The sequence below is a fragment of the Polaribacter marinaquae genome, assembly GCF_038019025.1.
Taxonomy (GTDB): Bacteria; Bacteroidota; Bacteroidia; order Flavobacteriales; family Flavobacteriaceae; genus Polaribacter; species Polaribacter marinaquae.
The window spans coordinates 413323-438942 of the sequence record NZ_CP150496.1; the positions used below are offsets into that span (position 1 = coordinate 413323).

At 27.3% G+C, this 25620-nt stretch carries 23 protein-coding genes; 15 read left to right on the forward strand and 8 right to left on the reverse strand.

Annotated elements, in window-relative coordinates; all coding sequences use genetic code 11:
- Window positions 1-2 precede the first annotated feature (2 nt).
- The 7 genes from WG950_RS01940 to WG950_RS01970 all read left to right on the forward strand — a co-directional run bounded on the left by WG950_RS01940 (window position 3) and on the right by WG950_RS01970 (window position 7514).
- The gene (locus WG950_RS01940; protein WP_340933832.1) at window positions 3-542 is read left to right on the forward strand and encodes a heme NO-binding domain-containing protein; all 540 of its coding nucleotides are present in this window, start codon (window positions 3-5) and stop codon (window positions 540-542) included.
- Entirely contained in the window at window positions 542-2527 is a 1986-nt protein-coding gene (locus tag WG950_RS01945) for a PAS domain S-box protein (RefSeq protein ID WP_340933835.1), read from the forward strand. Before WG950_RS01940 ends, WG950_RS01945 begins: the two co-directional genes overlap by 1 nt.
- A 1-nt stretch (window position 2528) precedes the next feature.
- Complete coding sequence (locus WG950_RS01950; RefSeq protein ID WP_340933836.1) at window positions 2529-3674, forward strand: FIST signal transduction protein; 1146 nt, start codon at window positions 2529-2531, stop codon at window positions 3672-3674.
- Complete coding sequence (locus WG950_RS01955) at window positions 3674-4717, forward strand: ATP-binding protein (RefSeq protein WP_340933838.1); 1044 nt, start codon at window positions 3674-3676, stop codon at window positions 4715-4717. Before WG950_RS01950 ends, WG950_RS01955 begins: the two co-directional genes overlap by 1 nt.
- 2 nt (window positions 4718-4719) lie before the next feature.
- The gene (locus tag WG950_RS01960) at window positions 4720-5037 is read left to right on the forward strand and encodes an Hpt domain-containing protein (protein WP_340933841.1); all 318 of its coding nucleotides are present in this window, start codon (window positions 4720-4722) and stop codon (window positions 5035-5037) included.
- A gap of 5 nt (window positions 5038-5042) precedes the next feature.
- The gene (locus tag WG950_RS01965; RefSeq protein ID WP_340933844.1) at window positions 5043-5762 is read left to right on the forward strand and encodes a LytR/AlgR family response regulator transcription factor; all 720 of its coding nucleotides are present in this window, start codon (window positions 5043-5045) and stop codon (window positions 5760-5762) included.
- A 108-nt stretch (window positions 5763-5870) separates the two neighbouring features.
- Window positions 5871-7514 carry a T9SS type A sorting domain-containing protein gene (locus WG950_RS01970; protein ID WP_340933846.1) on the forward strand — a complete coding sequence of 548 codons (1644 nt, stop codon included), beginning with the start codon at window positions 5871-5873 and terminating at the stop codon, window positions 7512-7514.
- Window positions 7515-7568: 54 nt separating this feature from the next.
- Here WG950_RS01970 and WG950_RS01975 read toward each other — a convergent pair whose 3' ends face one another.
- Complete coding sequence (locus WG950_RS01975) at window positions 7569-9641, reverse strand: tetratricopeptide repeat protein (RefSeq protein WP_340933849.1); 2073 nt, start codon at window positions 9639-9641, stop codon at window positions 7569-7571.
- A 139-nt stretch (window positions 9642-9780) separates the two neighbouring features.
- On the opposite strand from WG950_RS01975, the gene WG950_RS01980 reads away from it, so the two are divergent.
- The 3 genes from WG950_RS01980 (at window position 9781) to WG950_RS01990 (ending at window position 12627) form a co-directional block, all read left to right on the forward strand.
- Entirely contained in the window at window positions 9781-10053 is a 273-nt protein-coding gene (locus tag WG950_RS01980; protein ID WP_079738872.1) for a hypothetical protein, read from the forward strand.
- Between the two features lie 14 nt (window positions 10054-10067).
- A complete protein-coding gene (locus WG950_RS01985; protein WP_340933853.1) occupies window positions 10068-11339 on the forward strand; it encodes an oligosaccharide flippase family protein in 1272 nt (423 codons plus the stop codon).
- A gap of 106 nt (window positions 11340-11445) precedes the next feature.
- Window positions 11446-12627: a glycosyltransferase gene (locus WG950_RS01990; protein WP_340933857.1), complete on the forward strand. Its 1182-nt coding sequence runs from the start codon at window positions 11446-11448 to the stop codon at window positions 12625-12627.
- Window positions 12628-12629: 2 nt separating this feature from the next.
- Here the strand turns inward: WG950_RS01990 and WG950_RS01995 are convergent, their stop codons facing one another.
- The 3 genes from WG950_RS01995 to WG950_RS02005 are packed head-to-tail and all read right to left on the reverse strand — an operon-like array spanning window position 12630 to window position 18441.
- Window positions 12630-14144: a glycosyl hydrolase family 5 gene (locus WG950_RS01995; protein WP_340933860.1), complete on the reverse strand. Its 1515-nt coding sequence runs from the start codon at window positions 14142-14144 to the stop codon at window positions 12630-12632.
- Complete coding sequence (locus WG950_RS02000; RefSeq protein WP_340933861.1) at window positions 14138-15352, reverse strand: hypothetical protein; 1215 nt, start codon at window positions 15350-15352, stop codon at window positions 14138-14140. Before WG950_RS02000 ends, WG950_RS01995 begins: the two co-directional genes overlap by 7 nt.
- Window positions 15352-18441 (reverse strand): hypothetical protein, encoded by a 3090-nt coding sequence (locus WG950_RS02005; protein ID WP_079738867.1) that lies wholly within the window; start codon window positions 18439-18441, stop codon window positions 15352-15354. Before WG950_RS02005 ends, WG950_RS02000 begins: the two co-directional genes overlap by 1 nt.
- 177 nt (window positions 18442-18618) lie before the next feature.
- Here WG950_RS02005 and WG950_RS02010 point away from each other — a divergent pair, with 177 nt between their 5' ends.
- The 3 genes from WG950_RS02010 to manA all read left to right on the forward strand — a co-directional run bounded on the left by WG950_RS02010 (window position 18619) and on the right by manA (window position 21470).
- A complete protein-coding gene (locus tag WG950_RS02010) occupies window positions 18619-19758 on the forward strand; it encodes a response regulator (protein ID WP_340933865.1) in 1140 nt (379 codons plus the stop codon).
- A 64-nt stretch (window positions 19759-19822) separates the two neighbouring features.
- The gene (locus tag WG950_RS02015) at window positions 19823-20236 is read left to right on the forward strand and encodes a hypothetical protein (RefSeq protein ID WP_340933867.1); all 414 of its coding nucleotides are present in this window, start codon (window positions 19823-19825) and stop codon (window positions 20234-20236) included.
- 22 nt (window positions 20237-20258) lie between these two features.
- On the forward strand, window positions 20259-21470 hold the full coding sequence (gene manA / locus WG950_RS02020; protein ID WP_340933868.1) for a mannose-6-phosphate isomerase, class I: 1212 nt from the start codon (window positions 20259-20261) through the stop codon (window positions 21468-21470).
- On the opposite strand, the gene WG950_RS02025 is transcribed toward manA, so the two are convergent.
- On the reverse strand, window positions 21463-22152 hold the full coding sequence (locus tag WG950_RS02025) for an SIR2 family NAD-dependent protein deacylase (RefSeq protein WP_340933869.1): 690 nt from the start codon (window positions 22150-22152) through the stop codon (window positions 21463-21465). The two genes, manA and WG950_RS02025, sit on opposite strands and share 8 nt — an antisense overlap.
- A gap of 70 nt (window positions 22153-22222) precedes the next feature.
- On the opposite strand from WG950_RS02025, the gene WG950_RS02030 reads away from it, so the two are divergent.
- Window positions 22223-22894: a TrmH family RNA methyltransferase gene (locus tag WG950_RS02030; protein WP_340933871.1), complete on the forward strand. Its 672-nt coding sequence runs from the start codon at window positions 22223-22225 to the stop codon at window positions 22892-22894.
- The gene (locus tag WG950_RS02035; protein ID WP_340933873.1) at window positions 22894-23517 is read left to right on the forward strand and encodes a YdeI/OmpD-associated family protein; all 624 of its coding nucleotides are present in this window, start codon (window positions 22894-22896) and stop codon (window positions 23515-23517) included. Before WG950_RS02030 ends, WG950_RS02035 begins: the two co-directional genes overlap by 1 nt.
- On the opposite strand, the gene WG950_RS02040 is transcribed toward WG950_RS02035, so the two are convergent.
- From WG950_RS02040 to tsaE, 3 genes are all read right to left on the reverse strand, one after another.
- Window positions 23488-23856 carry a DUF4258 domain-containing protein gene (locus tag WG950_RS02040; protein ID WP_077809322.1) on the reverse strand — a complete coding sequence of 123 codons (369 nt, stop codon included), beginning with the start codon at window positions 23854-23856 and terminating at the stop codon, window positions 23488-23490. The two genes, WG950_RS02035 and WG950_RS02040, sit on opposite strands and share 30 nt — an antisense overlap.
- A gap of 94 nt (window positions 23857-23950) precedes the next feature.
- The gene (locus tag WG950_RS02045) at window positions 23951-25147 is read right to left on the reverse strand and encodes an alanine dehydrogenase (RefSeq protein WP_077809321.1); all 1197 of its coding nucleotides are present in this window, start codon (window positions 25145-25147) and stop codon (window positions 23951-23953) included.
- Between the two features lie 6 nt (window positions 25148-25153).
- Window positions 25154-25561, reverse strand: a complete 408-nt coding sequence (gene tsaE, locus WG950_RS02050; RefSeq protein WP_340933877.1) for a tRNA (adenosine(37)-N6)-threonylcarbamoyltransferase complex ATPase subunit type 1 TsaE — start codon at window positions 25559-25561, stop codon at window positions 25154-25156.
- Window positions 25562-25620: the final 59 nt, after the last annotated feature.

Genomic DNA, 25620 nt, shown 5'->3' on the forward strand with positions numbered 1-25620 from the left:
TTATGAAAGGTATTGTTTTCACTGAATTCTTAGATTTAGTTGAAGAAAAGTTTGGTATTGAAATGGTTGATAAGATTATTTCGCAGTCAACATTAGAATCAGAAGGTATTTATACATCTATTGGTACGTATAGTTTTTCTGAAATGTTACAACTACTAAAACACTTAAGTGAAAACACTAATATATCTATTGATAACTTATTGTTAGTTTACGCAGAACACTTTTTTAGTGTTATAGAAAATAGTTACCCTGGTTTATTAGCAACCTACAAAGATCCCATAGAAATGATTTCTTCAATAGAAGATCATATTCATATAGAAGTTAGAAAAATTTACCCAGATGCAGAGCTCCCTACTTTTATAGTAGAAGAAAAAACTGAAGATTCTTTAGTTTTAATTTATAAATCTAGTAGAGCTATGCATCATTTTGGTCTTGGTTTAATGAATAAAACTTTCGCACACTTTAATTCTACAGCAAATATTGTTTTAGAAAAAATAAAGGAAGATGGTACGGTAGTTAAATTTCTTATTAATAAAAATTAATGAGTCAAGAAAAAATTGACATATTAGAAAGAGCTCTCAAAAGAGAGAAATCTGCAAGAAAAGCAGCAGAAAAAATTCTAGAAGATAAATCTAGAGATTTATATTTTGTATCTGAAAAGTTAAAAGATACTAACACAAAATTAGAAACATTATTAGATGAAAAATCTATACAATTAGAGGGTGTTTTCGAAAATATTGTAGACGCATTTGTTGTAATGGATCTCAGTGGAAAAGTTGTCAAATTTAATGAACCTGCAATACATCTTTTTGGTTATGATATTAATAATGAAACCTTAAACGTTAAAGATTTAGTTTATAAAGAAGATATGGAATATGCAATATCTTCTTTTTTTGATTTACTAACCAAAGGTTTTTTTAAGAATTATCAATCTAGGATTTACACAAAATCTAAGCAAATAAAATGGGTTCAGATTAATGCTAGTATCATCTATAATAAAGAAAAACAACCTATTGGTGCACAAGGTATTGTAAGAGATATTACAGAGAAAAGAGCTGCAGATGAAAAATTATTAGAGTCTAAAAATAGACTATCTGCTTTAGTTTTAAATTTAAATAGTGGAATTATTTTAGAAGATGAAAACAGAAAAATCTCTCTAACAAATAATAAATTTTGTCAACTATTTAAAATTGATGAGAGTCCAGAAGATTTGTATGGTAAAAACAGTGATTGGGCTTTAGATGAAATAAAAACACTCTTTAAAAAGCCTGATGAATTTGAAAACCGAATTATTGAAATAGTTTCTAACAAAACTGCAGTTTTTGGAGATCATTTAGAATTGAAGGATGGAACAGTTTTAGAAAGAAATTATATGCCAATTATAGTTTCTGGAAATCTAAATGGTTTTTTATGGACATTTAGAGACATTACTTTAGAGAAAAATTATAGTTTAAGTTTAGAAGCTCAAAAAGCAAAGTATAGCAATATAATTGCTAACATGAATCTAGGTTTAATAGAGATAAATACAGATAATGAAATTTTGATGGTAAATCAAAGTTTTGTAGATATGTCTGGTTATTCAAAAGAAGAATTAATAGGTCAAAAAGGTAATATTTATTTTCCTTTAACTGATGTAGATACAGAAAAGTTAAAAGAAAAAAGAAAGAAAAGACTTAAAGGAGAATCTGATTCTTATGAACTTAAAGTTAAAACAAAATCTGGTGAAACTAGACATTGGCTAGTAAGTGGTGCCCCTAATTATAATCTTTCTGGTGAAATTGTAGGTTCTATAGGTATCAACTTAGATATTACAGAATTTAAAAAATTAGAACTTCAAAAAGAAAAAATATTAAAAGAGTTAGAAAAAAGAAATGAAGAGTTGCATGAGTATGCACATATTGTTTCGCATGATTTAAAATCTCCTTTAAGAAGTATAGATGCTCTGGTTTCTTGGATTAAAACAGATAATGAAGGGAAATTTGATGAAATGACACTCGAAAATTTCAATCTAATTAATACTACATTAGAAACAATGGAAAAATTATTTTCTAATGTTTTAGAATATTCTAGTGCTGGTTCTAATACTTCTTCTCTCGATGACGTAGATTTAAATGTTACATTATCCGATTTAAAGAGCTTTTTGTATGTACCAGAAAACATTTCTATTAACGTTGTTAATACTTTACCAGTTATAAAAGGAGATAAAACTAAATTTCAGCAATTATTCCAAAATTTTATTAGTAATGCAATTAAGTTTTGTGATAAAGAAGTAGGTTTAGTAGAAGTTGGGTACGAAGATAAAAACACCTTCCATCAATTTTTCATAAGAGATAATGGTATTGGTATAGAAAAAAAGTATCACGAAAAAATTTTTCAGGTATTTCACTCATTAAATAAAAGAAAAGATTCTACAGGAATTGGTTTATCAATCGTAAAAAAAATAATCGATCTACACGAAGGTGATATTTGGCTAGAAAGTGAACCAAATGTAGGCACAACTTTTTTCTTCACACTAAAAAAGAACTAAAATGAAAACGGTACAATTAAAAAAAAATAAAAATTCTAATTGGAAATACTTATCAGAAAATATTAGTTTAAAAAAACCCTTAGTACTTGTTTTCGGTAATCGTTTTTTATTAGAAGATGAAAATATTTACCAAGAAGTTAAAGAAATGTTTACTGATGGACATATTGTATTTGGTTCTTCTTGTGGTGATATTTCTTCTGATGCAATCGATGAAGAAACAATTACAATTACAGCTATAGAATTTGAAAAAAGTACTTTTGAAATAAAAACTGCCAATGTAAATGAAAACAAAATTGATGATCATTACGACAGTTTTAAAGCTGGTAAAGATTTAATTAGTAAGTTTAACACAAAGAATTTAAAGTATATTTTTGTGGTTTCTGAAGGTAGTTTTTTAAACGGAAGTCAATTTACTACGGGTATGAACGCCGCTACAGATGATAATCTTTTAATTACTGGTGCTTTGTGTGGTGATGATGCAAGATTTGAAAAAACAGTATCTTCTTATAATGAGAACCCTAAACAAGGTGAATTGGTAGCAATTGGTTTATATGGCGAATCATTAGAAGTTTCATTTTCTATTAATGGTGGTTGGACACCTTTTGGCCCTGAAAGAATAGTAACAAAATCTAAAGGAAATATTTTATACGAGTTAGATAATTTACCAGCGCTAGATCTTTATAAAAAATATTTAGGTGATAAATCTAAAGAATTGCCAAGTGCAGCCTTATTATATCCTTTAAATGTTAAGTCTGAAAAAGAAAAAAATTCTATCGTAAGAACTATTATTAATATTAATGAAGATGATAATTCGATGATTTTAGCAGGTGACATTATTGAAAATTCAAAAGTTCAATTAATGATGACCAATGTAGATAATATTGTAAATGCTGCAGAAAAAGCCGCTATTAGTGCATCAGAAATTAGAAAAAACAAGCCAGAATTAGCTATTCTGGTAAGTTGTATTGGTAGAAAATTAGTATTAGATCAAAGAGTAGAAGAAGAGGTTGAAGAAGTTATAGAAATTGTAGGTGAAACTACTACTGTAACCGGATTATATTCATACGGAGAAATTGCTCCTTTTATTGGTGAAAGTAATTGTCAATTGCACAATCAAACAATGACTATTACTTTAATCAGCGAATAATGAACTCTCTTTTAAAAAGACAAATCAGAAAATACTTACCTAAAGAACTTCGTGAAAGTGAAGATTTAGATGCATTCTTAGATGCTATAAATAAATCATACAAAACATCCGAAGAGCAGTTTGTAATGTTGCAAAGAGCTACAACAATTAGCTCTGAAGAACTATTTAATGTTAATAGTAAACTAAAAGAAGAAACTAATTCTCAAAAAAAAGTTATCAATAAATTAGAAGGTGTAATAGATCAATTACAATCTTATAATTTATTGGGAGATAGACCAGAAGAAACAACAGATTCGTTAACGCTTGTAGATTTTATTGATAATCAAACTAAAGAAATAATACGAATTAATAATCAAAAAGACGCACTCTTAAAAGATTTAGAATTACAAAATCAAGAGTTGAACGATTATGCCCAAATGGTATCGCATGATTTAAAATCCCCATTACAAAGTATAGAGACAATGGCCACTTGGTTGCAAGAAGATTATAAAGAAGCATTAGAACCATACGGAATAGAAAATTTAAAAATTATAAGAGAAAACGTATTAAAAATGGATAATTTAGTACGTGGTATTTTAGAGTACTCTACCATTAGAAGAATGGAAGGAGAATTTTATAAAGTTAATTTAAATGAAATTCTAAAAAAGTTGATTGGTCAACTAAAAATATCTGATTCTATTAAAATAACCGTTCCTAATAATTTACCTACAGTTTACGGTGACAAATTTAGATTAGAAAAATTATTCTATAATTTGCTAGATAATGCAATAAAATATAACGATAAAGAAGAAAAAATTATAAAAATTGGCTTTGAAGAAAATGAAAATTATTTTAATTTCTATGTAAAAGATAACGGACTTGGTATTAAAGAACGTTATTTTGATAAAGTTTTTGAGACATTTCAAAAATTAGATCATGAAAACAACTCTACAGGATTAGGATTACCAATTGTAAAAAAAATTATAGATATTTACAACGGTAAAATATGGATAGAATCTATTGAAGATAAAGAAACTACATTTTATTTTACATTAAAGAAATAAATATGGAAAAACCGAATTTAGATTATATAAATCAACTAGCAAGAGGAGATGAATCTATTAAGAAAGAACTTATAGATGTAATCAAAACTGAGTTTCCTGAAGAGCAAAAAGACTACTATGAAAGTGTAAAAATAGGTGAGTTCAAAAAAATTGAAGAAAATGTGCACCGAGTTAAACATAAAATTAGTATTTTGGGACTTGAGAAAAGTTACGAAATTTCTAATAAATTCGAACACAATCTTCGAGAATTAAATTTTAATGGTCAAGAAGACTTCGAAAAAATACTTGTAGCAATTTCTGAATATATAGAAACTCTATAATTTTTATGAATTGTATTATTATTGATGATGAAAAAATGGCTAGAACCATTTTAAAAACTTTATGCAATGAAGTTAAAGAATTAAATGTTCTAGAAGATTTTCCGAATGCTTTACAAGCAATCAAATATTTAAATGAAAATGCTGTAGATTTAATATTCTTAGATATTCATATGCCTGATTTTAATGGTTTAGATTTTATCAAAAGCATTAAAAATCCTCCAAAAATAATACTTACAACTTCAGATCCTCAATTTGCTATCGAAGCTTTTGAATATGATTTTATTATAGATTATTTACTAAAACCATTAGAGTTAGAACGTTTTAAAAAATCGATAGATAAAGCTAATAAAAAGGTTTTAACTACTTCATTACCTACATCAGAAAACAACCCAAAATCTTCTAATAATGAGATTGATAATGACTTTTATGTAAATATTGATAGAAGATTAATTAAAATAGATTTACCTAGTATTTATTTAATAGAAGCAAAGGGAGATTACATTAAAATTAAAACTGAAAATAAAGATTATACTGTACATTCTACATTAAAGAAAATAGAAGAAAAATTACCAGATTCTCTATTCCTTAAAATTCATAGATCTTATATAATCAATATTAAAAAGATAATAGATATTGAAGATAATAGTGTTTTAATTAAGAAAGATGTGGTACCTGTTAGTAGGTCTAAAAGACCTGAATTGATGAAAAGGTTAGATTTATTGTAATCTTTTATCTAAACTAAACTGATATTTGGTCTATAGTTTAGTTGTAAATAGCGAATAAAGTATATCAAATTTACCTTTATTACTATTTTTGTGGTATAAAATTATATCATGAAAAAATTGTTACTAATATTAATTTCTACTGCAATTACCTCGATAAATGCACAGAATAAAAATAGTTTAGACAATTTTATTTCTAATGAAGGATCTTTACATAAAAATACCACTTCCGTAGTTAATTATTTACCAAAAACTGGTGTCTTTAATTCGGAAACTACAAATATTTCTCAGCCGTCAGATTTATTAACTACTGCAAACGCAAATGAAATATTTATTGTAGACTATTATAAAAATAATAAAAAGGTTTCTACTGTATTAGCATCAAAAACAAAAGCGAATATATATGATCATTCAAAAGTAATATACGATAGATTTTATAATGATTTGTTAGAAGACATTACTATTTTAGAAACAAGAGGGCATCAAATTATTTGTTCTAAAATAAAAAGAGCTAACGGAAAAATTGAATATAGTTTGAATTTTTCTATAAGAGAAAATACTAATGAAAACGAATTATTTAGTTTTTGGAATAGAGATCAATATCCTACAGGAAAATATCAGAATTTTCAAATATGGGGAAGTTCTTATTTACAAGTAGAGTTTATTGCTAATTTTATTATTGATAAACAAACCCGACTAAACGGTTTAAAAAGTTTAAAAAACAAAGATATAATTCCCAATGTATTTGTAAAGTCTGGTTCTTATGCAAACGGACTATTAAAATTAATTATTATTAATAAAACTAGTGAAACTGCTGTTATTCTAAATAGTAATATAGCAGCTACAGAAATTTACAAGCATAAAAAAACATCTAAAACTATTGCTTTATTTGGTGCTTATACTGAAGTATTACAAATTGAAACAGGTATTTTATTTGACATCGGTTTTACTTTGCAAACTAACAATTCTGTTCAAAAAGATGCTTTATATTTAGCAGATGGCCCTTGGGGGTTGGATTATTTGAATGAATATGCAACTATCAACAACTTTAAAATAAACGTTAAAAATAAAAGTAATTCAGAAAAAGCTCATAAAGTTGATAGAAATGCATCTGTAACCGGAGAAGTTAAAGGAAACGTAAATCTATTTAGACATCTTTTACCAAGAGATCAAACTTTAGACGTAAAAAACTATAGTTTTGTAAATTTTGCATCAATAAATAATAAACCTGTAGAAATTGTAATAATGCAGGAAGATGGCAGAACTTGGGATAATAGATTAAGATACTCGATACCAGCAACATCAGAATTAAGAAATTTTAGTATTCCTTTTTCTGATTTTAAAGATGCCAATGGTAATTCTGCTGTAGTTACTAATATTAAAACAATTGTTTTTTCTGTTATAGGAGATTATACAAACTTTGTGCCTTTTGATATAGAAGTTAACGATTTGTCTTTCACATCAATTACAGTATTAAATCAAGAAGAACAGTTAAAAAACTCAAACGCAAAACCATTTAATTATCCTAATCCGTTTTCTAGCAATACAACCATGGTATTATCTTCTAGTTCTTCATATATAATTTTACAAGTGTATGATTCTTTAGGTAGAGTAGTAGATACTAAAAAAATAGATACAGATAGTACTCAATTGCGAGCAACTTATAAAGCGCCAAATTTAAAAAATGGTCAATATAAATATTTATTAAAGGACGAAAAAGGTAAAACCTTTTCGGGTACATTTTTAATAAACTGAAATTAAAAACATATAATGGGGAAATAGTAAAGGTGAAAGTTAGTTCTTTTGCATTTACTTTTTATAAATCGGTTTTTTTAGAAAAATCCATTTAAATCTTAAACCAAATTCTGTGTAAGTAAAACCTGTAGAACCTGCTGTTGCTACTGCAGAAGCAATGTTACTTTGTAAACCATAAATGTTTATCAAAGCTCGGTCAGAAAACTTGTATCCTAATTTTGCGTCGATTCTATAAGTACTTAAACTATCATCATCTTCAATATACTGCAAACCAGTTGCTGCGGTTAAACCATAAAACCATTCTTTATTCTTTGCTGCGGTTTCATCTTTTATCAAGTTTATAAATAATTCTACGGCATTAAATTTACTTGGACTAAAATAGTTACCTCTTTTTTCTTTAAATGATATATTTTGATAATTTACACCTGCTTTTACTGATGGTTTTGAAAAAATATTATAATATAAAGAAGTAAATAATAAATTTCTAGAATTTTCATCACTTTGCCAAGTATAATAATATTGGGTAAACCAACCTAAATTAAAATTAGTGTTTAAACTATAATTTGCAATAATATTATTCTGTACAATTTGATCATTTAATAAAGCAGCGTTAAAATTCTGAATATCTCTTTTGTAGCCAATCTCTAAGTTTTGTAGTTTAAAAGGCTTTATGTTTAAAGAAATATCTGTTAATAATTGTGTGTAACTTTCTTGTGCAGATTCTGATTTTGTAGCACCAAAATTAGCTTTTAAAGTTAAATTATTTAAAAGTTGATAAGAGGCACCTAACAATATATTATTAGTTGTTGCTTCTACTGCAGTTACACTATTTTTTGTTGTTCTGTAATTGTAATTTGCAAGTATTTTGAATTTTGTAGAAAAAGGAATTTCCGTTTTAAAATCAAATGCATTGGCTTTGTTGTTTCCATTATCATAAGAATATGAATATTTTGTTTCTAAATGTGGCGTAAAGCTTAAATCTAATTGTTTTATAAAGTTTTTGGCATCTTTTTGATCATCATAAAAAGTAAGAGTGTTTTCTGCACTTTTATAAGCCTTTGTGTAATATCCAGAGGCTTTAAAAGCATTTGCTTTTCCTAGGTTTCCATCAAAAGAAGCGCTATCTTTTTGTAAAATTGAATTATAATCGGCTATACTTTTCTTAAAATCACTTTTATAAATATTTAAAGTTGCTCTAAGTGATAATATCCAATTTTCTGGAGTAGAATTATTTTCTAATAATTTTTGAATTTCATTTTCTGCAGCAGAATATTTTTTATTCCAAATTAATGCCTGAATATATCTTTCTATTGTCTGATTTTTTAATGTTTTTGATGTATTCTCTTTGATGCTATTTAACGATTTCTCGCTAATTTTTAAAGCTGTTTTATCATCTTCTGCTAAATGATACGATAGAGCAATACCATTTAAAGAAGTTAATAAATCTGCAGGATTTTCTCCAATAATTTCATAAGTTTCTTTCGCTTTATCTGTTTGGTTAGAAATTAAATATAAGTTTGCAAGATTTAATAAAGTTTCTTTGTCATTTTTAAAAGTAACTAGGTTTTCTTTTAATAAAGCTTCTGCTTTTTTATATTCTTGGGTTTTTACTTTAGCACTCGACAAGCCTAGTCTCATGTACTTTTTTGAAACTAATGCATTGTTATTTCCAGGAGAAACTGCCAAAGCTTTATCAACATTAATAAGAGCATTTTCATATTCTTTTAAATTAGAAAGTGTATTTGCGTAACCTAATAAAGCAGCAAAACTTTTATCATTTTCTTGCAATAACTTTTCATAATATACCTTTGCATCTTTATAATTTTTACTCCATAATAATGATTCTGCATAATTTAATTTCACTTCAAAATCGGCAGGATAATCTTTTAATAAATCTGTAAAGATTCCAACTGCTTTAGCTGAATTCCCATTTAAACCTACAGCACGACCATAACATAATCTAGCAGTTTTATTTGTTGGATAATCTTTTAAAACTTCATTAAAAAAAACTTCTGCTTTTTTATATTTTCCGGTTTCTAAATACGTAAAACCTTCTTTCATGTCTTGACATAAAGTATTTAAACTAAAAAAGAATACACAAAAAAGTGTAGTAAAAATATATTTCATATCTAACCTGTTTTGATTGTAATTTAAAGAATAAAAATATTCTTTTAAACGGCATAAAATTGTAATTGAACGATTAAATCTACTCATTTTAATAGAACTAAAAGATATTTACAGCATTATTAACATAAAAATAAAGATAATGCCATTAGAAATTTCAAAAAAAGACAATAAATTTTATTTAAAAGGAAAAATTAATTCTGAAACGGTTCCTTATTTTATTTCTTTTTTTGATAAAATTAGATCGAAGCAAATAATTATTAACATTAATAATATTAAAGAAATTGATAAATTAGGATTACTAACAATTTATAATTTTTTAGATAAGTCTCATATAAACAATATGTTATTTTCTGTAGAAGGCTATGGTTGTAAAGAAATTTATGACTATTTTCAGGAAATGAAAATCGCTTAAAAGAAACCCAAACTATGCAAGCATTAATTAGATTTGTTAAAAAAGGTATAAAACCAGAACAATTGTTTATGTTAAGTGTACTACTAGTAAATGGTGGTAATTACTTATATAACTTGGTTTTAGGAAGAATTTTAGGTCCAGAAAAATTTGCTGATGCAGCTATTTTAATCACTTTTCTATTAGTACTATCTTTTGTTGCCATGACTTTTCAATTGGTAACGGCAAAGTTCTCTGTACTTTTCGAAGATTCTGTATTTAGTGGTTTTATTTCTAAAATATATAAGAATGCGCTATTTACTGGTGTTTTTTTGGCAATTTTAATAGTAGTTTTTTCATTACAATTACAAAGCTTTTTTAGAACTACATCTTCTACAATGTTTGTTATTTTCGGAATTGGCGTTCCTTTTTATTTTTTAATGAGCGTAAATAGAGGTGTTTTTCAAGGAAAACAAGAACTTAAGTCATTGTCTATCACGTATCAATCAGAAATGATTAGTAGACTGTTGTTAACTTTTACTTTATTATATTTATTAGATATTGATTCTTCTTTAATAATTGCAATTGGTATATTTTTCTCATTCATTTTCGGACTTTTGCCTTTTAGAACAAGCAATTTTTATTTATCTAAAAAGTTTGTTTTAGATACTGCCAACAAAAAATTAGTAAAAAACTTTTTTATCATTACAGCATTTTATGAGCTTACACAGATTATTATAAACAATAGTGATATTTTATTAGTAAAACATTATTTTGAGTCTTATGAAGCTGGTTTATATGCTTCTTTAGCTTTAATAGGTAGAGTAGTATACTTTATTGCATGGATGTTTGTAATGTTGCTTTTACCAACTGTTGTACAATTAAAAAAAGAAGGAAAAGATACGTTACCAATACTTTTAAAATATGTAGCTTATATTGCTGTAATTGCTGCAACAATTGTAGTAAGTTGCTTTTTCTTTCCTGATGAAATTATAAAAATATTATTTGGAAGCGAATACCTATCAATTTCTAATCTATTATGGAAATATGCATCTGCTACTGGTATTTTCGCGATTTCTAACATCTTCGCATATTATTATTTATCTTTAGACAAGTATGTACCTGTAGTTTTATCTGGTATTTTCGGAATGTTACAAATAGTTTTGGTTGTACTTTTTCATGATTCTTTAGAGCAGGTTGTTCATGTACAAATTATAGCAATGGTTTTATTATTATTTGTACAGTTAAGCTTTTTCTTTTTTAAAGATTCTGTTAAGTCAAAAAAAATTGAAGAGATCACAAAAGAATAATATCTAAGCGAATTTTACAATTATCTATAGATAACTGTATTTCAACGTAGTTCGTTAAAAATTAAAAGAAAAAATAAAGAAATTTGTACTATTAAAAAGAAAGAATATGAAATTAGCAATTGTAACCGCTTATCCGCCAAGTAAAGTAACTTTAAATGAATATGCATATCATTTGGTAAAAAGTTTTAGACTTAAAGAAAAAATTACAGAATTAATTCTTTTAACAGATGTTACTAATGATGAAAAGGATTTAGACTTTGAAGAAGATGGTTGTAAAATAACTGTAAAAGAATGTTGGAAATTTAATAGCTATACAAATGTTTTAAATGTAACAAAAGCTATAAACCAAACAAAACCAGATGCAATTTTGTATAATTTACAGTTTATGAAGTTTGGTGATAAAAAAGTTGCTGCTGCACTTGGCCTAACTTTACCATGGGTTTGTAAAATAAAAAATATACCTACTATTGTTTTACTGCATAATATTTTAGAACAAGTAGATTTAGAAAGTGCAGGTTTTACTTCTAATAAAATTGCTCAAAAAGTTTATAATTTTATTGGTACATCGTTAACAAGATTAATCTTAAAAGCAGATTTAGTAGCTGTTACTATGGATAAATATGTAGTTACGTTAAAAAATAAGTATAAGAAAGATTCCGTTAAAATGATTCCTCACGGAACTTTTGAAATTCCAGAAAATCCATCACAAGATTTACCTGAAGGACCAATGAAAATAATGACTTTTGGTAAATTTGGTACTTACAAAAAAGTAGAATCTATGATAGAGGCAGTAGAAATTGTAAGAAGTCAAACAGGTTTAGATTTAGAAATTGTTATTGCAGGTACAGACAATCCAAATGTACCAGGTTATTTAGATAGTGTTAAAAAGAAATACCAAAATGTACCACAACTTACTTTTACTGGTTATGTAGAAGAAGTAGAAGTAGCACCTTTATTTACAGAAAGTGCAGTAGTTGTTTTTCCGTATACATCTACAACAGGTAGTTCTGGTGTTTTACATCAAGCCGGAAGTTATGGTAGAGCAGTGGTAATGCCAAATTTAGGTGATTTAGCAACCTTGATAATTGACGAGGGTTATAGAGGAGAGTTTTTTGAACCAGAAAGCGTGCCAAGTTTAGCAAAGGCTATTAAAGCAATTGTAACTAATGATGAGTATAGAAAAGAATTAGGAGAAACAAACTACAAAGCTGCAACGGCATTTCCTATGGGAAGAATTACAGACATTTATTTAGAAGAATTTAAGAAAATTATAGAATCAAAGAAATAATTTTAGTTAGTAATATGTTTAAACGAAAGTTTCTTTTCTCCTAAACTATTTATAAAACCAAATTTTTTCTGCGGATTTGTTCTCCAAGGTAAGCGACCTAAAACTTCTTTAGGCACATTATCAAAATCATATAAAGTCCATGACATAAAAGAAATATTATTCTTTGTCAGGACTTTTTGCATTTCTGCATAATAGTTAGCTTGTTTTTCTTCAGAACTTGCAAAAGGTCTCCAAATTCCGCTATAAGAAGACAATCCAAATTCTTGCAAAACAATTGGCTTGTTAAGTATATTAAGCTTTAAAGTTAAGAAATCACTTTCAAACTTCTCTTTATCTTCGTAATAGTGAAACGAAATAATATCTAGTTTATCTTTTAATATTGTAGCACTTTCTGTGTTTGACCAACCAACTGTTACAGGGTGAACTTTGTCTATATCTTTAATTAAATCAATCATAAAATTTAACCAACCAACAACATTTTCTTTTCCTCTTGAATCAAAATCTAAGTTTGGTTCATTTTTTATATCCCAAGCTAATAAAGCTTCATGATCTTTAATTGCAGATACAATTTTTTCAGCATGCCTATGATTTAAAGTCCAATCTAACACATCATAATTACCATAAAAATCAAACAAAGTAACAACTGCTTTTAAATTATTCTTTTTAGCAACATCCAATACTTCTTTTAATTTTAAAATTTTGTTGTAATCTACGTTTGCTTTACCAAAATCTTCATATTGAACAAAAATTCTTATAGTATTTAAACCAGCATCTTCTATAATTTTAAAATCATTATCAATAATAGAAATATCATAATCTTCACCAAACATATCCCAAGGTGTTGCTTGCGGATAATAGTTAATTCCTTTTATATCATTATAGGCTAATGTTGCTGTGGTAATTTCTGGTTGATATGGTTTAGAGTTTTCTTTAACCATATGTCTTATTCGCCAAAAACCATCTTCTAGTAATAAAATATATCTATACGTATTAACCTCTGTAGTTTCTAAAATTAACTCATTGTCTTTAAAAACTTTTTTATATTCTAACGCATCTGTATCTGTTAAAACCAATAACTGCCCATCTTCACTAAAAAATTCGATATCTAAATTATGCTTTAATGTTGTAGATTCTACTGTAATATTATTTTTCTTATTGTAATCTAAAATGCTGTAAATATTAGTTCTTGCACTTTCTGTAAAATAATCTTCTATACCAACTCTTGTGTTTGTTTTGTATGCAATATGTTTTACATACCAAGCATCCAAATAATCATTTTCTACAGATTTTACTTTCTGATCGCTAATTTTTCTACCTTCATTTCCGTCATCTTTCCAAGTAACTTTTGGTAAATATTGATCTATTTTCTTAACCTCTGTATGCAACATTTTACTTCTGTCTGCACCGGTATTTAAGAAGCTGTATAAAGAACTTACTAAAAATAATAGTACACCAATAATAATTACATATGTAAGCATTAAGACGCCTCTAATTATTTTTCTATTAGTTTTTACCATACTTTTAAACCGTTAAATTCTTTTTCTATACCTGCAGTTTTTGTTTTGAAATCATAAATTCCGTCCTCAAAAATATTCGGATTTAAATTAAATTCTGCAAAACCAGCTTTAGATTCTCTAAATATAGTTTCTATCAATTTTTTATCCTTATAAATAAACAGTTTTACAATTAAACCGTCTGGTATAATTTGTCCCATAAAACTCTCTAAAGGACCAATTTTTATAGTTCTATTGTTATTATTAAAGTCTACAGTATAATTATCTATTACTTTCTTAAACTTAAGATTTATAACATTACTTTCGGAAATACCGATAGAATACGCTTTTACGCTCCAATTTTCTTCAAAATCTGGATGAATAATTTTCGCATGTGCTACACCATTTATTGTTGTACCAGTAGTTTTTAATATGTTTCCTTTTTTATTTGTAATGTAAAACTCTATAAAACTACCATCTATAATTACATTATTAAGACGGTCTTTTATTACTGATGTATAAAAGGTTGTTATTTGATTTCCGTCTGCATATTCATGATTCCTTTTTGCATAGATTTTAAAATTAGTAGCAATTGCAGGCATAATATTTACATCAAATTCTTTTGAATTTAAACCATAAGATTCTGATGAAATAATCATTCTACCACTTTTTAAAGGAGAATAAATATTTTTGTAACCTATTAATTTATCTGTAAAAATTGGGGTACTTCTTTCTGATTTTAAGAACTGATTTTTTACATCAACTTTACTATTATCTTTTATAGGATTGTCTAAACTATCTGTAGGTATTACAACTAACATTGTGTAATCTATTGCACCCGCGTCTATACTTGGCGGGCCTAAATACGTTTCTATGGTTTTGGGCTGTTGCAAAGAATTCACAAATAAACTACCAGAAATATTAGTTTCTAAACCTATCGTTTTCCATGTTAAAAGTCCTCTTTTTTTTGATAAAAATGTAGGGATTCTAAATGTTAATTTACCATCATTTTTATCAGGATGAATTATCGAAGAACCATAACTATTAGAGCAATAAAGATTAAAATTTAATGAATCTTTTACACCAAAATCTAAAAAAATCTCATCAGAAGCACGAAACTCTTTTTGCGTTGTAAGTAGAGAAACTTTACCTGCGGAATTTGTTTCTTGTGCATTTAAGCAAAGAGTTAAAAAATAAATAATTAGTAATATTAAATGTTGTTTTTTCTGCATTATTTAGGATTACCGATATACATATTCAATTCTATTCTTACATAACTAAACAAAGAATGTTCTACTTTTTGTAGTTTTCCAAATGTATGATTTTCAATTCTTTTAGGTATTATTTTAAAAGCAATATCTTCATTTGGCAAACCATTTACAAAACAAAAACTCATATCGTCGCTAATGGTCTTTATTGTTGGATTTTCTGGTATTTGATAATTAAAAGGCAGTTTTCTTTCTTGACGTATTCCTTCTTTTAAAAATAGATTATCAACCCAAATCATCTCTTTATCTTCATTATAAAAAGTAATTATTAATTGCGGAATTGTAATTTCTTGAATTCCGCTATTAAATAAAGTTCCGCTAATATTATTTTGAGAAATTTCTACATCACTTAATACAATATCTTTAAACAAATCTGAATTTGACGTATTACCAGCCGCTTGTAAATTAAATTTAGTTGGTTGTTCACTCAATTCTATTGGTGTAAATTCATCAGGATTAAATGTTTTAGGAATAGAATCTTTTGTTTTTGACCACGCAATTCCTTCAAAATTTATTCTGAAAGCACTTATTTCTTTTGGCATCAATTTATGCTTTAAAATATGTTTTGCATTATAAGTTGCAAGCTCTTTATTATCGTCGTTATAAAGTGTTCCTTTTAAAACCACATCCGAAGGTACATTGTCTATATTTTGTACTTCACCAATTATAGAATAACGCTTATTAAACTTAATTAATTTTGCAGAAACTATCTCTAAAACAGGTTGTTTTAAAACATCTTCATGATGTGTTTGTTCTGTGGTTATTCTTCTTCTTCCTTGATTAAAATAACCTGTTACATTTTTAGAATATAGTTGATCTGGTGGTAAATCTATCGATTTTTTTGTTGCTTTTATATACCATTTTCCTTTTCTCTTAACAGCTGTTCTATATTCTAATTTTGATAATTTTTCTAATGGAGTTATCCATTTTGTTTCTACCTTTAAAGTGGCTAAACTGTCTGTTTCTTTTATAACATCGGCAGTAATTGCATCTAATTTTGCGTATGAACTTAACAGACCATCTGTTACAGAAATTTCTAAAAGATATTGCGCTCTAGACATATCTCCTTCCGGATCTATATAACCATAACTTTTATTTAATTCTTTAAAATCTATAGCATCGTAATATGCTTTTACAACATTTTCTGGAGACCTTTGGGTATCATTTTTAATGTAAAACATGTAACATGCATATGAAATAACAATAATCATAATAACAGCCCAAATATGTAAAGATTTTAATACCAAACTAGAAAATTTGGTGTAGTTATTCTGAAATTTAAAATATGCTGGTTTTGGTTTTACCCTTGTTTTTAAACTATTTACAAATAAAGACTGCACATTAAACATAAATGCAATTAGAACTGTTAAAAACGGAATTGTACCCCAAATTATTTTTACCCAAGCAGGCACATCTTCTTTAGGTAAAATTGATGAAACTGGCGGTACATTTAACTTTTCCCAAACCATAATTCCGTTTTCTAATTGAGATAAACGTTGCCATCCACAGAAAAATAAAACCGGATCGTAAAATTTATCATTAGAAAAAATATACTTTAAATTGTATTTTTCTGGTGTTGTTAAAAATTGTTGCAAAGATCCAATACCAGCAACACCTTTAAATTTTGAATTTTCTAAACGTTCTATTGGTCTTGTAGTGAGCTCTGGTAGTCGTCTTGCAGAATGATAATTTCCGTCTACACTCATTGCATTTGTTTGTGCTGCTAACCAAGCCATTTGGTCGCCAAACCCTAAAGTTAAATAGCGCCAATGGTCATGAGAATCTTGGCTCAAAAAATTTACAATTGGTAGCATTTTAATTTTCTGCGGTTGAGAAGGTCTAAAATATCCTAAACTCATTGTAAAAATTACAATTGCAACATACATAGATGCTAAAATACCACCAATTAAACGATGGTAAACAGCGCCAAATTTTCGCTGTATTAATTCTTTTAAATCTCCTTCTACAAATCGATATATAAATTCTCCAAAAATGGGAATCGACATTATAGAACCCCAAAGTGTAAATCTGTCTAACGTTAAAATATTAAAGGCGGTTTCACCTAAAATCATCTTAGGAATTGGTGTTGTACCACCAGTACCTAAAATTACCAACATTGTAAAAGATAAACCAAAAAACAAGTATCTTTTACTATAATATCTATAAAAAATATAAGGTAAAATAAATAATAACAATCCCCACGGAATTGTAAAAAACACCAAACCAGAAGATGTAACTTCTATAAAACTATCTCTAGAACCATGCGGAATAGGAACTTGGGTAATAGGATTCTTCTTCGAGTTTAACCAATATGGAAAAATACAGAAAACAATTAAAAATAATGCAGATAGCCCAAAAGCCATATTCTTTTTTAACTGCTTAAAAAATGTTTTTATAAATAACGAAAATTTAACTTCTTTATAAGAATCTACTTCTTCTCGAGCAACATCCATAATTACAGTTCCAATCAACGGAAAAATAAAAAATAGCATTCCGAAAATAGGAGTAACGTGATGTGATGTTACGGTTACTGAAATTAATGAAAGTGATGTAAAAAAGAATTTATATTTACCTGTTTTTAACCATAAATAAATTTCTGGTAGCGCGTGCATTAATATCGAAACACCAACTATACTTGGTAATTGGCCAAAAATATGCAGTGTTTCTACAAATGAAGAAGAAAAAACAGCCAAAACAGATGCGTAACCTGCAACAGTTCTATTAGAAGTAATTAATAACGAATACCTATAGGAACCCGTTACAAATAAAATGATTGCAATTATTGCAACTGTAAATAATCCAAACTTTAAACCACCAATTAAAGATAAAGCTCCAATTGTTTGATGCACTAATGGCGGATAACTTTGTACCGTAAAGCCTGTATACCATTTGTAGTTCCATGGTTCAAACCATCCATTTGCATAATGATCTGCAAAAAATAAATGAATTAATGCATCATAAGTTGTTTCTAGCGTAAAAAATATAGAAGAGCCATGAAAAACAATGGCAAGTAATATTGCTGTAATTAAATATTTATTAGACTTCTCTTTCATTAACTATTTATAACTTATAATAATGTAAATATAAAAATTTTTAAGGTTAGTTTTTTTTTATTTAACTTTACTAACAAACCATTCATCTAAAGATATTTACCTTTAGTATCAATAAAAAAAAAAACAAAAGAAAACAAAAGTACATTTGTGTAATCGTTTTACAAAATAAACTCAACTATGAAAATACTTGCTATTGATGATCAGAAATTAGTTCTAATTCCTTTAGAAAACAGACTTAAAGAAATAGGATATGAAGTAATTACAGAAACTGATGGTCGTAAAGGAATCGAATTATTTAATTCTTTTCAACCAGATTTAGTAATTGTAGATATAAATATGCCTACAATATCTGGTTTAGAAATTGTAAAACACATTAGAAATTCTAATAGGCCTAAAACACCAATAATGATTCTTTCTGGAAATACAGATGATGATATGATTACAGAAGGTTTTGAACTTGGTGTAAACGATTACATGAAGAAGCCATTAAGTTTAACTGAAGTCTGTTTAAGGGCTAAGAATTTAATAGGTGTACCAGAAAATAACGGGCCTAAAAAGACTTTTAAAAACACAATTATTCAAGAAAGATGCGTAGGTGTTGTAATTCCTTGTTACAATGAAGAAAAAAGACTTTTTAGTACCGAATTTACAGACTATATAAAAAAGCATTCTGGGTATCATTTATGTTTTGTAAATGATGGTAGTACAGATAAAACGTTAGAAGTTTTAAATGAACTTAGAAAAGGTAGAGAAGACTTTATAACAGTTTACGATTGTGAAAAAAACGGAGGTAAAGCAGAAGCTGTAAGGCAAGGTATGTTACATATGGCCAAACAAGAAGATTTAGATTACATTGGATTTTTAGATGCTGATTTGTCTACAGATTTATCAGATTTTGATGATTTGGTTAAAACTATAGAAAACTCCAATTACAAAATTGTTAGCGGTTCTAGAATTAGTAGAATGGGTGCAAACATTACAAAAGAATCTGCAAGAAAGATTATTAGTTTAACTATTAACTATATAATTAGAAATATTCTAAAAATGGACTTTAAAGACACACAATGTGGTGCCAAAATATTTCATAAAGATGTAATAGACATCTCTTTTGGCGAAAAGTTTGTTACTCAATGGATTTTTGATGTAGAAATTTTTAGAAGAATAACATTACACTTTGGATTAGATAAAGCGAAAGAAATTCTTTGTGAGCAACCTTTAAAAAGATGGATTCATGCAGATGGTTCTAAACTTTCGATGAAAGACTCTGTTAAAATTGTTGGTCAATTAGCGCAAATAAAATGGCACTATAGAAAATAAATAGTACAAATTAAGTAGAGAAAGAGTAGGGACTTTCTCATAAAAAATTAAATTTTAATTAATTATGAGAAATGGTTTAGTTATCGTTTTTGATGAAACATCAAAAATTGATAAAGAGGTTTTAATAAAACCTTGTTTTAATAAAAAAGTAAAAATTTGCCTTGTTAAGAACGGAAATGTGCAAAATATATTAGATTTGCTTAACAAGTTTAAAGAACAATCTGATTGTGATATTTCTATATTAGATTTAAAAAAGCAAAAAAAAGAAATGCTTGCTATAAAAGCTGGTGCTAGATTTTTATCTAATGATGAAGAATTAGGTTTAATTTTATATTCAAAAAATATTTCTTTTTTAAAGCAGAAAATCTTTAAAAAAATTTCAAAATTAAATATAAAAGATTTTCTAAAAAAAGAAACTGATCAAAGAGTTTTGTTTAGAAAACTATATGATTTACAACAAGTTGTAAAATACCAATAACAGTAAATATTCGATATTAAAAATGAGAAAAATTTTCAAATTAAAAGGTAAAGTTCAAAATTATGATTGGGGTGGAACTAGTTACATTCCTAATTTAGTTTCAGAAAATATCAAAGAAAATACTACTTATGCAGAATATTGGATGGGCGCTCATATAAAAGCTCCATCAGAAGTTATCACAGAAAATGAAAATATCTTACTGGATAAATTCATAGCGGAAAATTTAACGGATAGTTTAGGTAAAGATGTAACCTCTAAATTTGGAAAATTACCATTTCTTTTTAAAGTCTTAGATGTTAATAATATGCTTTCTATTCAAGTTCACCCTTCAATAGAAGCAGCCATTAATGGTTTTAATTTAGAAGAAAGTAAAGGAATACCATTAACCGCTAAAAATAGAAATTATAAAGACAAAAATCATAAACCAGAAATAATGGTAGCGCTTAGTGATTTTTGGTTATTACACGGATTTTTAGAAAGAAATAAACTTATAAAAAATTTAGAGCAAACTAAAGAATTAAACTTTTTAAAGGAAATTTTCTTAGATAAAGGTTTTGCTGGTTTGTATAAATTAGTAATGAATTACTCTCAAAACGAAGTAAATAATATTTTACAACCTTTAGTTGATAGAATTCTGCCTAAATATGTAAATAATAAATTAGATAAAGCATCTCCTGCTTATTGGGCTGCTAAATCAATTCACGGTAAATCTAATAAAGATATTGATAAGGGTATTTTTTCTATTTACTTTTTCAATATTTTAAATGTTTCTAAAGGCGAAGCTGTTTTTCAAGATGCAGGTGTACCACATGCATATTTAGAAGGAAAAAACATTGAATTAATGGCGAATTCAGACAATGTTTTAAGAGCAGGTTTAACATCTAAACATATCGATGTTGATGAACTTATTAAAAATACAAAGTTTGAAGAAACCATTCCAGAAATATTAAAAGGAAATTTCAATTCTCAAAACGGTGAAACAGTATTTAAAACGAAGGCAATTGATTTCGAATTAAGTAAAATTTCCTTGGATGATTCTATTACTTATCATAAAACATCTAATTCAATAGAAATTTTAATTGCTTTAGAAGGAAATGCTACAATAAAAGATAATTCTTTTATTGTAGATTTAGATAAAGGAGAATGTATTTTGATAAATGCAAATACAGATTATAAAATTGAAACATCTAAACATGTAGAAATTTATAAAGCTAGTGTTCCCGAAATTAACTAAATTCTTTTAATAGTTCTAATAATTTATCGGTTCCAGAGCTGGCAACATCTTCAATAATTTCTAATTGTTTAAATTTTTTGTTTGATACAGAAGGTTTAGGATCTATAAAATATATTGGCGTATTTGATTTTACAAAATCTATTAAACTAGCCGCAGGATAAACTTGCATAGAAGTACCAATAATTACTAAAACATCTGCTTTTTCAACAATTTTAATAGCAGTTTCTAACAATGGCACCATTTCTCCAAACCAAACAATATGAGGCCTTAACTGGCTTTTCTTAGGACATAAATCGCCAAGATTTAAATCTTTTTTCCATTCAATAACATCGTTTTCGTTTAAAGTGCTTCTTACTTTTAACAATTCGCCATGTAGGTGTAAAACATCAGAACTACCAGCTCTTTCATGTAAATCATCTACATTTTGTGTTACAATATTTACATTAAAATATTGTTCTAATTCAACTAAATTAAAGTGTGCTTTATTCGGTAAAACTTCTAATAATTGCTTTCTTCTTTTGTTGTAAAATTCTAAAACTAATTCAGGGTTTTCATTAAATCCTTTAGGTGAAGCAACTTCCATTATGTTATGACCTTCCCATAAACCATCAGCATCTCTAAATGTTTTAATGCCACTTTCTGCAGAAATGCCTGCACCAGTTAATACAACCAAATTTTTCAATAGTATAGATTTTTATTATTTTTAGTAATAGTTATTGAAACCTAAAAATAATAATTTTAAGTTTGTAATTATGATTGATGATAAATTATTACAATATTTCGAAACTTTTTTAACAGAAAAAAGAAAATTATTATTTAAAAAAGTTCTTGAAGAAAGAACTCGCCACTTTACTGTTGTTTTAGAAGATATATATCAGCCTCATAATGCAAGTGCAGTTGTAAGAACTTGTGATATTTTTGGAATTCAAGATGTTCATACCATAGAGAATAAATATAATAATAGTGTTTCTAGACATGTTGCTAAAGGTTCTCAAAAATGGTTAAATCAATATAGATATAGAAACGATGGTGATAACACAAAAACTTGTTTAAACGGTTTAAAAGAACAAGGTTATCAAATTATTGCAACAACTCCACACAACGATTCTTGTCTATTGCATGATTTTGACATTACAAAAAAATCTGCATTTGTTTTCGGAGTAGAGGCAGAAGGTGTTTCTGATTATGTTATGGATACTGCTGATGGTTTTTTAAAAATACCTATGGTTGGTTTTACAGAAAGTCTAAATATATCTGTAGCTGCGGCAATTATTTTACAAGATGTAACTACAAAACTTAGAAATTCTAATTTAGATTGGAAATTGAGTGAAAAAGAGAAAAATAATATCTATTTCGATTGGGTAAAGAAAACTATAAAAAATGTAGATAAAATTGAAGAACATTATAACTTAAATGTCAAATAATGCCTGCAAATGTTACTTCTTATATTAACGGTAAATCAAACTGGAAAAAAGAATTAGAAACTATAAGAGCAATTCTTTTAAAACTCCCTTTAGATGAAGATATAAAGTGGGGAATTCCAGCCTATATTTATAAGGGTAAAAATATTTTAGGTTTTGCTGCTTTTAAAAACTATTGCGGAATTTGGTTTCATAACGGCGTATTTTTAAAAGATGAAGCTAATTTACTTGTAAATGCACAAGAAGATAAAACAAAAGCAATGCGCCAAATGAGGTTTTATAATTCAAATGAAATTCAACCAGAAATCATTAAAACTTATATTTTAGAAGCAATTTCAAATTCAGAAGCTGGCAAAGAGATTAAGCCAAAAAGAAATACAAAACCTTTAGCAGTACCTACCATATTGGCTTCTGCATTCTCAAGTGATAAAATACTAGCCGAAAAATTTAATAGTTTTACTATAGCAAAGAAAAGAGAGTTTTGTGAACATATTTTATCAGCAAAAAAAGAAACAACTAAACAAAATAGATTGGATAAAATAAAACCATTAATTCTAAACGGAATAGGCTTGTATGATAAATATAAAAAAATAAATTTAATTAACTATAACCTTTTGTATAGTTGAAGTAGAATCACATCTTTTTACTAATAAACTTACTTTCTCTAACTCTTTTTTACCTGTAACAAAATATTCTGCACATGGTTTTTGTCTGGGTTTTCCTTTACCAAAATCTACGTCACCATTTTCTAAAATTGTAGATATTTTAAGTGTGTCAATATCAAATTTTAGCATCGCATTTTTAGCTTCATCAGAAAAAAGACGCTTTTTTATTCTGATTGTTTTTAATGTTCTGGCATCCATACCATAATCGAAACTAGCATTTTTCTTTTGCCAGAAAAAATATACACCAATAGAACCTAAAGTTAATCCAACTAAATAATAAAAAATTCTTTTTGCTAACATGCTAAAATTTTAGAAATGCAAATTTAGTTTTTTTGTATGTATTTATTCAAATTGATCTACTTTATTTTAATAGAATAAAACATCAATAAAAACGTTACATTATTAAAAGATTAATATCTCTAAAAGGTAAATCGAACCAATCTGCAACTGTTTTGTTTGTTAAAATTCCGTGGTAAAAATACATACCATTTCTTAAACTTTTATCAAACCTAGCTGTATTCTCAAAACCTCCTTCTTCTGCAATATTTAATAAATAAGGCGTAAAGATATTACTAATAGATACAGATGCTGTTCTTGCATATCTTGCAGGAATATTTGGTACACAATAATGTATAACGCCATGTCTTACAAATGTTGGTGTTTGATGCGTTGTAACATTCGAAGTTTCAAAACAACCACCTCGATCGATACTTACATCTACAACAACGGCACCTTCTTTCATTTTTTCTACCATATCTTCTGTGGCACAAATTGGCGATCTGCTTTTACCTCGAATAGCACCAATTGCAACATCGCATCGCATTAAAGCCTTAGAAACAGATTTTGGTTGTAAAGTCGATGTATAAATAGGAGAGTTTAAACAATCTTGTAATTTTCTTAATTTACTAATCGAGTTATCAAATACTTTAACTCTTGCACCTAAACCAATAGCAGTTCTTGCCGCGTATTCACCTACAGTTCCTGCACCAAAAATAACTACACTAGTTGGCGGCACACCACCAATATTACCAAATAATAAACCGTTACCTTTATTAACGCCACTCATTAATTCGCCAGCAATTAAAATAGAAGCAGTACCAGCAATTTCGCTTAAAGATTTTACAATTGGGTAAGAATCATGCTCATCCTTTATATAATCAAAAGCAATGGCTGTAATTTTCTTTTTTGCTAAGCATTCAAAATATTTTTTTGATTGCGTTTTTAATTGAAGTGAAGAAATTAAAATAGCTTGCGGATTGATGTAAGCTATTTCATTTTCTGTAGGCGGTGCAACTTTTAAAATAATATTGCATTTAAAAGCTTCTTCTACGTTGTAAGAAATTTTAGCACCAGCATCAGAATATTCTTTATCTGTAAAATTTGCTCCGTCGCCAGCACCCGTTTCAATAACAATTCGATGACCGTTTGCTGTTAATGCTCCAACTGCATCAGGAGTTAAACAAACTCTTTTTTCACTTAGGTAAGCTTCTTTTGGCAAACCTATAAAAAGTTCTCCTTTTTGTTTTTTAATTTCTAATTTTTCTTCTTGAGGAATTAATTCTTCTTTACTAAATGGAGAAAATGAACTCATAGTTGGTTATTTTAGTTGAATGTTGCGTTGCCCATTTTCTAAAATTGATAAATGAATTTCAACAGCATCTAAAGGTAATAAATTTTCGACATTCTGTGGCCATTCTATAAGACACCAAGTATTATTATATAAGTAATCTTCAATACCCATATCTAAAGCTTCATTTTCATCTTCAATTCTATAAAAATCAAAATGAAAAACTTTTTCTCCGGAAAAAGTTTCATATTCATTTACCAACGAAAAAGTAGGAGAGGAGATATTATCTTCTACAGATAACACTTTACAAATTTGTTTAATAAGTGTTGTTTTTCCTGCACCCATTTCACCATAAAACAATAAAGTTTTATGAGCTGCAACTTTTATCAATTCTGTCGCAATTTCAGGTAAATTATCTAAGGAATAATCTTTATTCATATCACAAAAATAATAAAACTGATAGGTTTTTAAAGTCTATCAGTTTATTTTAATTCTAT

What these genes read in the sequence shown, in the direction of transcription:
- WG950_RS02045 (WP_077809321.1), bottom strand. Translation starts at nt 25,147, where the DNA reads ATGAGTTCATTTTCTCCATTTAGTAAAGAAGAATTAATTCCTCAAGAA.
- WG950_RS02000 (WP_340933861.1), bottom strand. Translation starts at nt 15,352, where the DNA reads ATGCAGAAAAAACAACATTTAATATTACTAATTATTTATTTTTTAACT.
- WG950_RS01980 (WP_079738872.1), top strand. Translation starts at nt 9,781, where the DNA reads ATGCCATTAGAAATTTCAAAAAAAGACAATAAATTTTATTTAAAAGGA.
- WG950_RS01960 (WP_340933841.1), top strand. Translation starts at nt 4,720, where the DNA reads ATGGAAAAACCGAATTTAGATTATATAAATCAACTAGCAAGAGGAGAT.
- WG950_RS01975 (WP_340933849.1), bottom strand. Translation starts at nt 9,641, where the DNA reads ATGAAATATATTTTTACTACACTTTTTTGTGTATTCTTTTTTAGTTTA.
- WG950_RS02005 (WP_079738867.1), bottom strand. Translation starts at nt 18,441, where the DNA reads ATGAAAGAGAAGTCTAATAAATATTTAATTACAGCAATATTACTTGCC.
- WG950_RS01985 (WP_340933853.1), top strand. Translation starts at nt 10,068, where the DNA reads ATGCAAGCATTAATTAGATTTGTTAAAAAAGGTATAAAACCAGAACAA.
- WG950_RS01970 (WP_340933846.1), top strand. Translation starts at nt 5,871, where the DNA reads ATGAAAAAATTGTTACTAATATTAATTTCTACTGCAATTACCTCGATA.
- WG950_RS02015 (WP_340933867.1), top strand. Translation starts at nt 19,823, where the DNA reads ATGAGAAATGGTTTAGTTATCGTTTTTGATGAAACATCAAAAATTGAT.
- WG950_RS02030 (WP_340933871.1), top strand. Translation starts at nt 22,223, where the DNA reads ATGATTGATGATAAATTATTACAATATTTCGAAACTTTTTTAACAGAA.
- manA (WP_340933868.1), top strand. Translation starts at nt 20,259, where the DNA reads ATGAGAAAAATTTTCAAATTAAAAGGTAAAGTTCAAAATTATGATTGG.
- WG950_RS01965 (WP_340933844.1), top strand. Translation starts at nt 5,043, where the DNA reads ATGAATTGTATTATTATTGATGATGAAAAAATGGCTAGAACCATTTTA.
- WG950_RS02035 (WP_340933873.1), top strand. Translation starts at nt 22,894, where the DNA reads ATGCCTGCAAATGTTACTTCTTATATTAACGGTAAATCAAACTGGAAA.
- tsaE (WP_340933877.1), bottom strand. Translation starts at nt 25,561, where the DNA reads ATGAATAAAGATTATTCCTTAGATAATTTACCTGAAATTGCGACAGAA.
- WG950_RS02040 (WP_077809322.1), bottom strand. Translation starts at nt 23,856, where the DNA reads ATGTTAGCAAAAAGAATTTTTTATTATTTAGTTGGATTAACTTTAGGT.
- WG950_RS01955 (WP_340933838.1), top strand. Translation starts at nt 3,674, where the DNA reads ATGAACTCTCTTTTAAAAAGACAAATCAGAAAATACTTACCTAAAGAA.
- WG950_RS01995 (WP_340933860.1), bottom strand. Translation starts at nt 14,144, where the DNA reads ATGGTAAAAACTAATAGAAAAATAATTAGAGGCGTCTTAATGCTTACA.
- WG950_RS01940 (WP_340933832.1), top strand. Translation starts at nt 3, where the DNA reads ATGAAAGGTATTGTTTTCACTGAATTCTTAGATTTAGTTGAAGAAAAG.
- WG950_RS01950 (WP_340933836.1), top strand. Translation starts at nt 2,529, where the DNA reads ATGAAAACGGTACAATTAAAAAAAAATAAAAATTCTAATTGGAAATAC.
- WG950_RS02010 (WP_340933865.1), top strand. Translation starts at nt 18,619, where the DNA reads ATGAAAATACTTGCTATTGATGATCAGAAATTAGTTCTAATTCCTTTA.
- WG950_RS01945 (WP_340933835.1), top strand. Translation starts at nt 542, where the DNA reads ATGAGTCAAGAAAAAATTGACATATTAGAAAGAGCTCTCAAAAGAGAG.
- WG950_RS01990 (WP_340933857.1), top strand. Translation starts at nt 11,446, where the DNA reads ATGAAATTAGCAATTGTAACCGCTTATCCGCCAAGTAAAGTAACTTTA.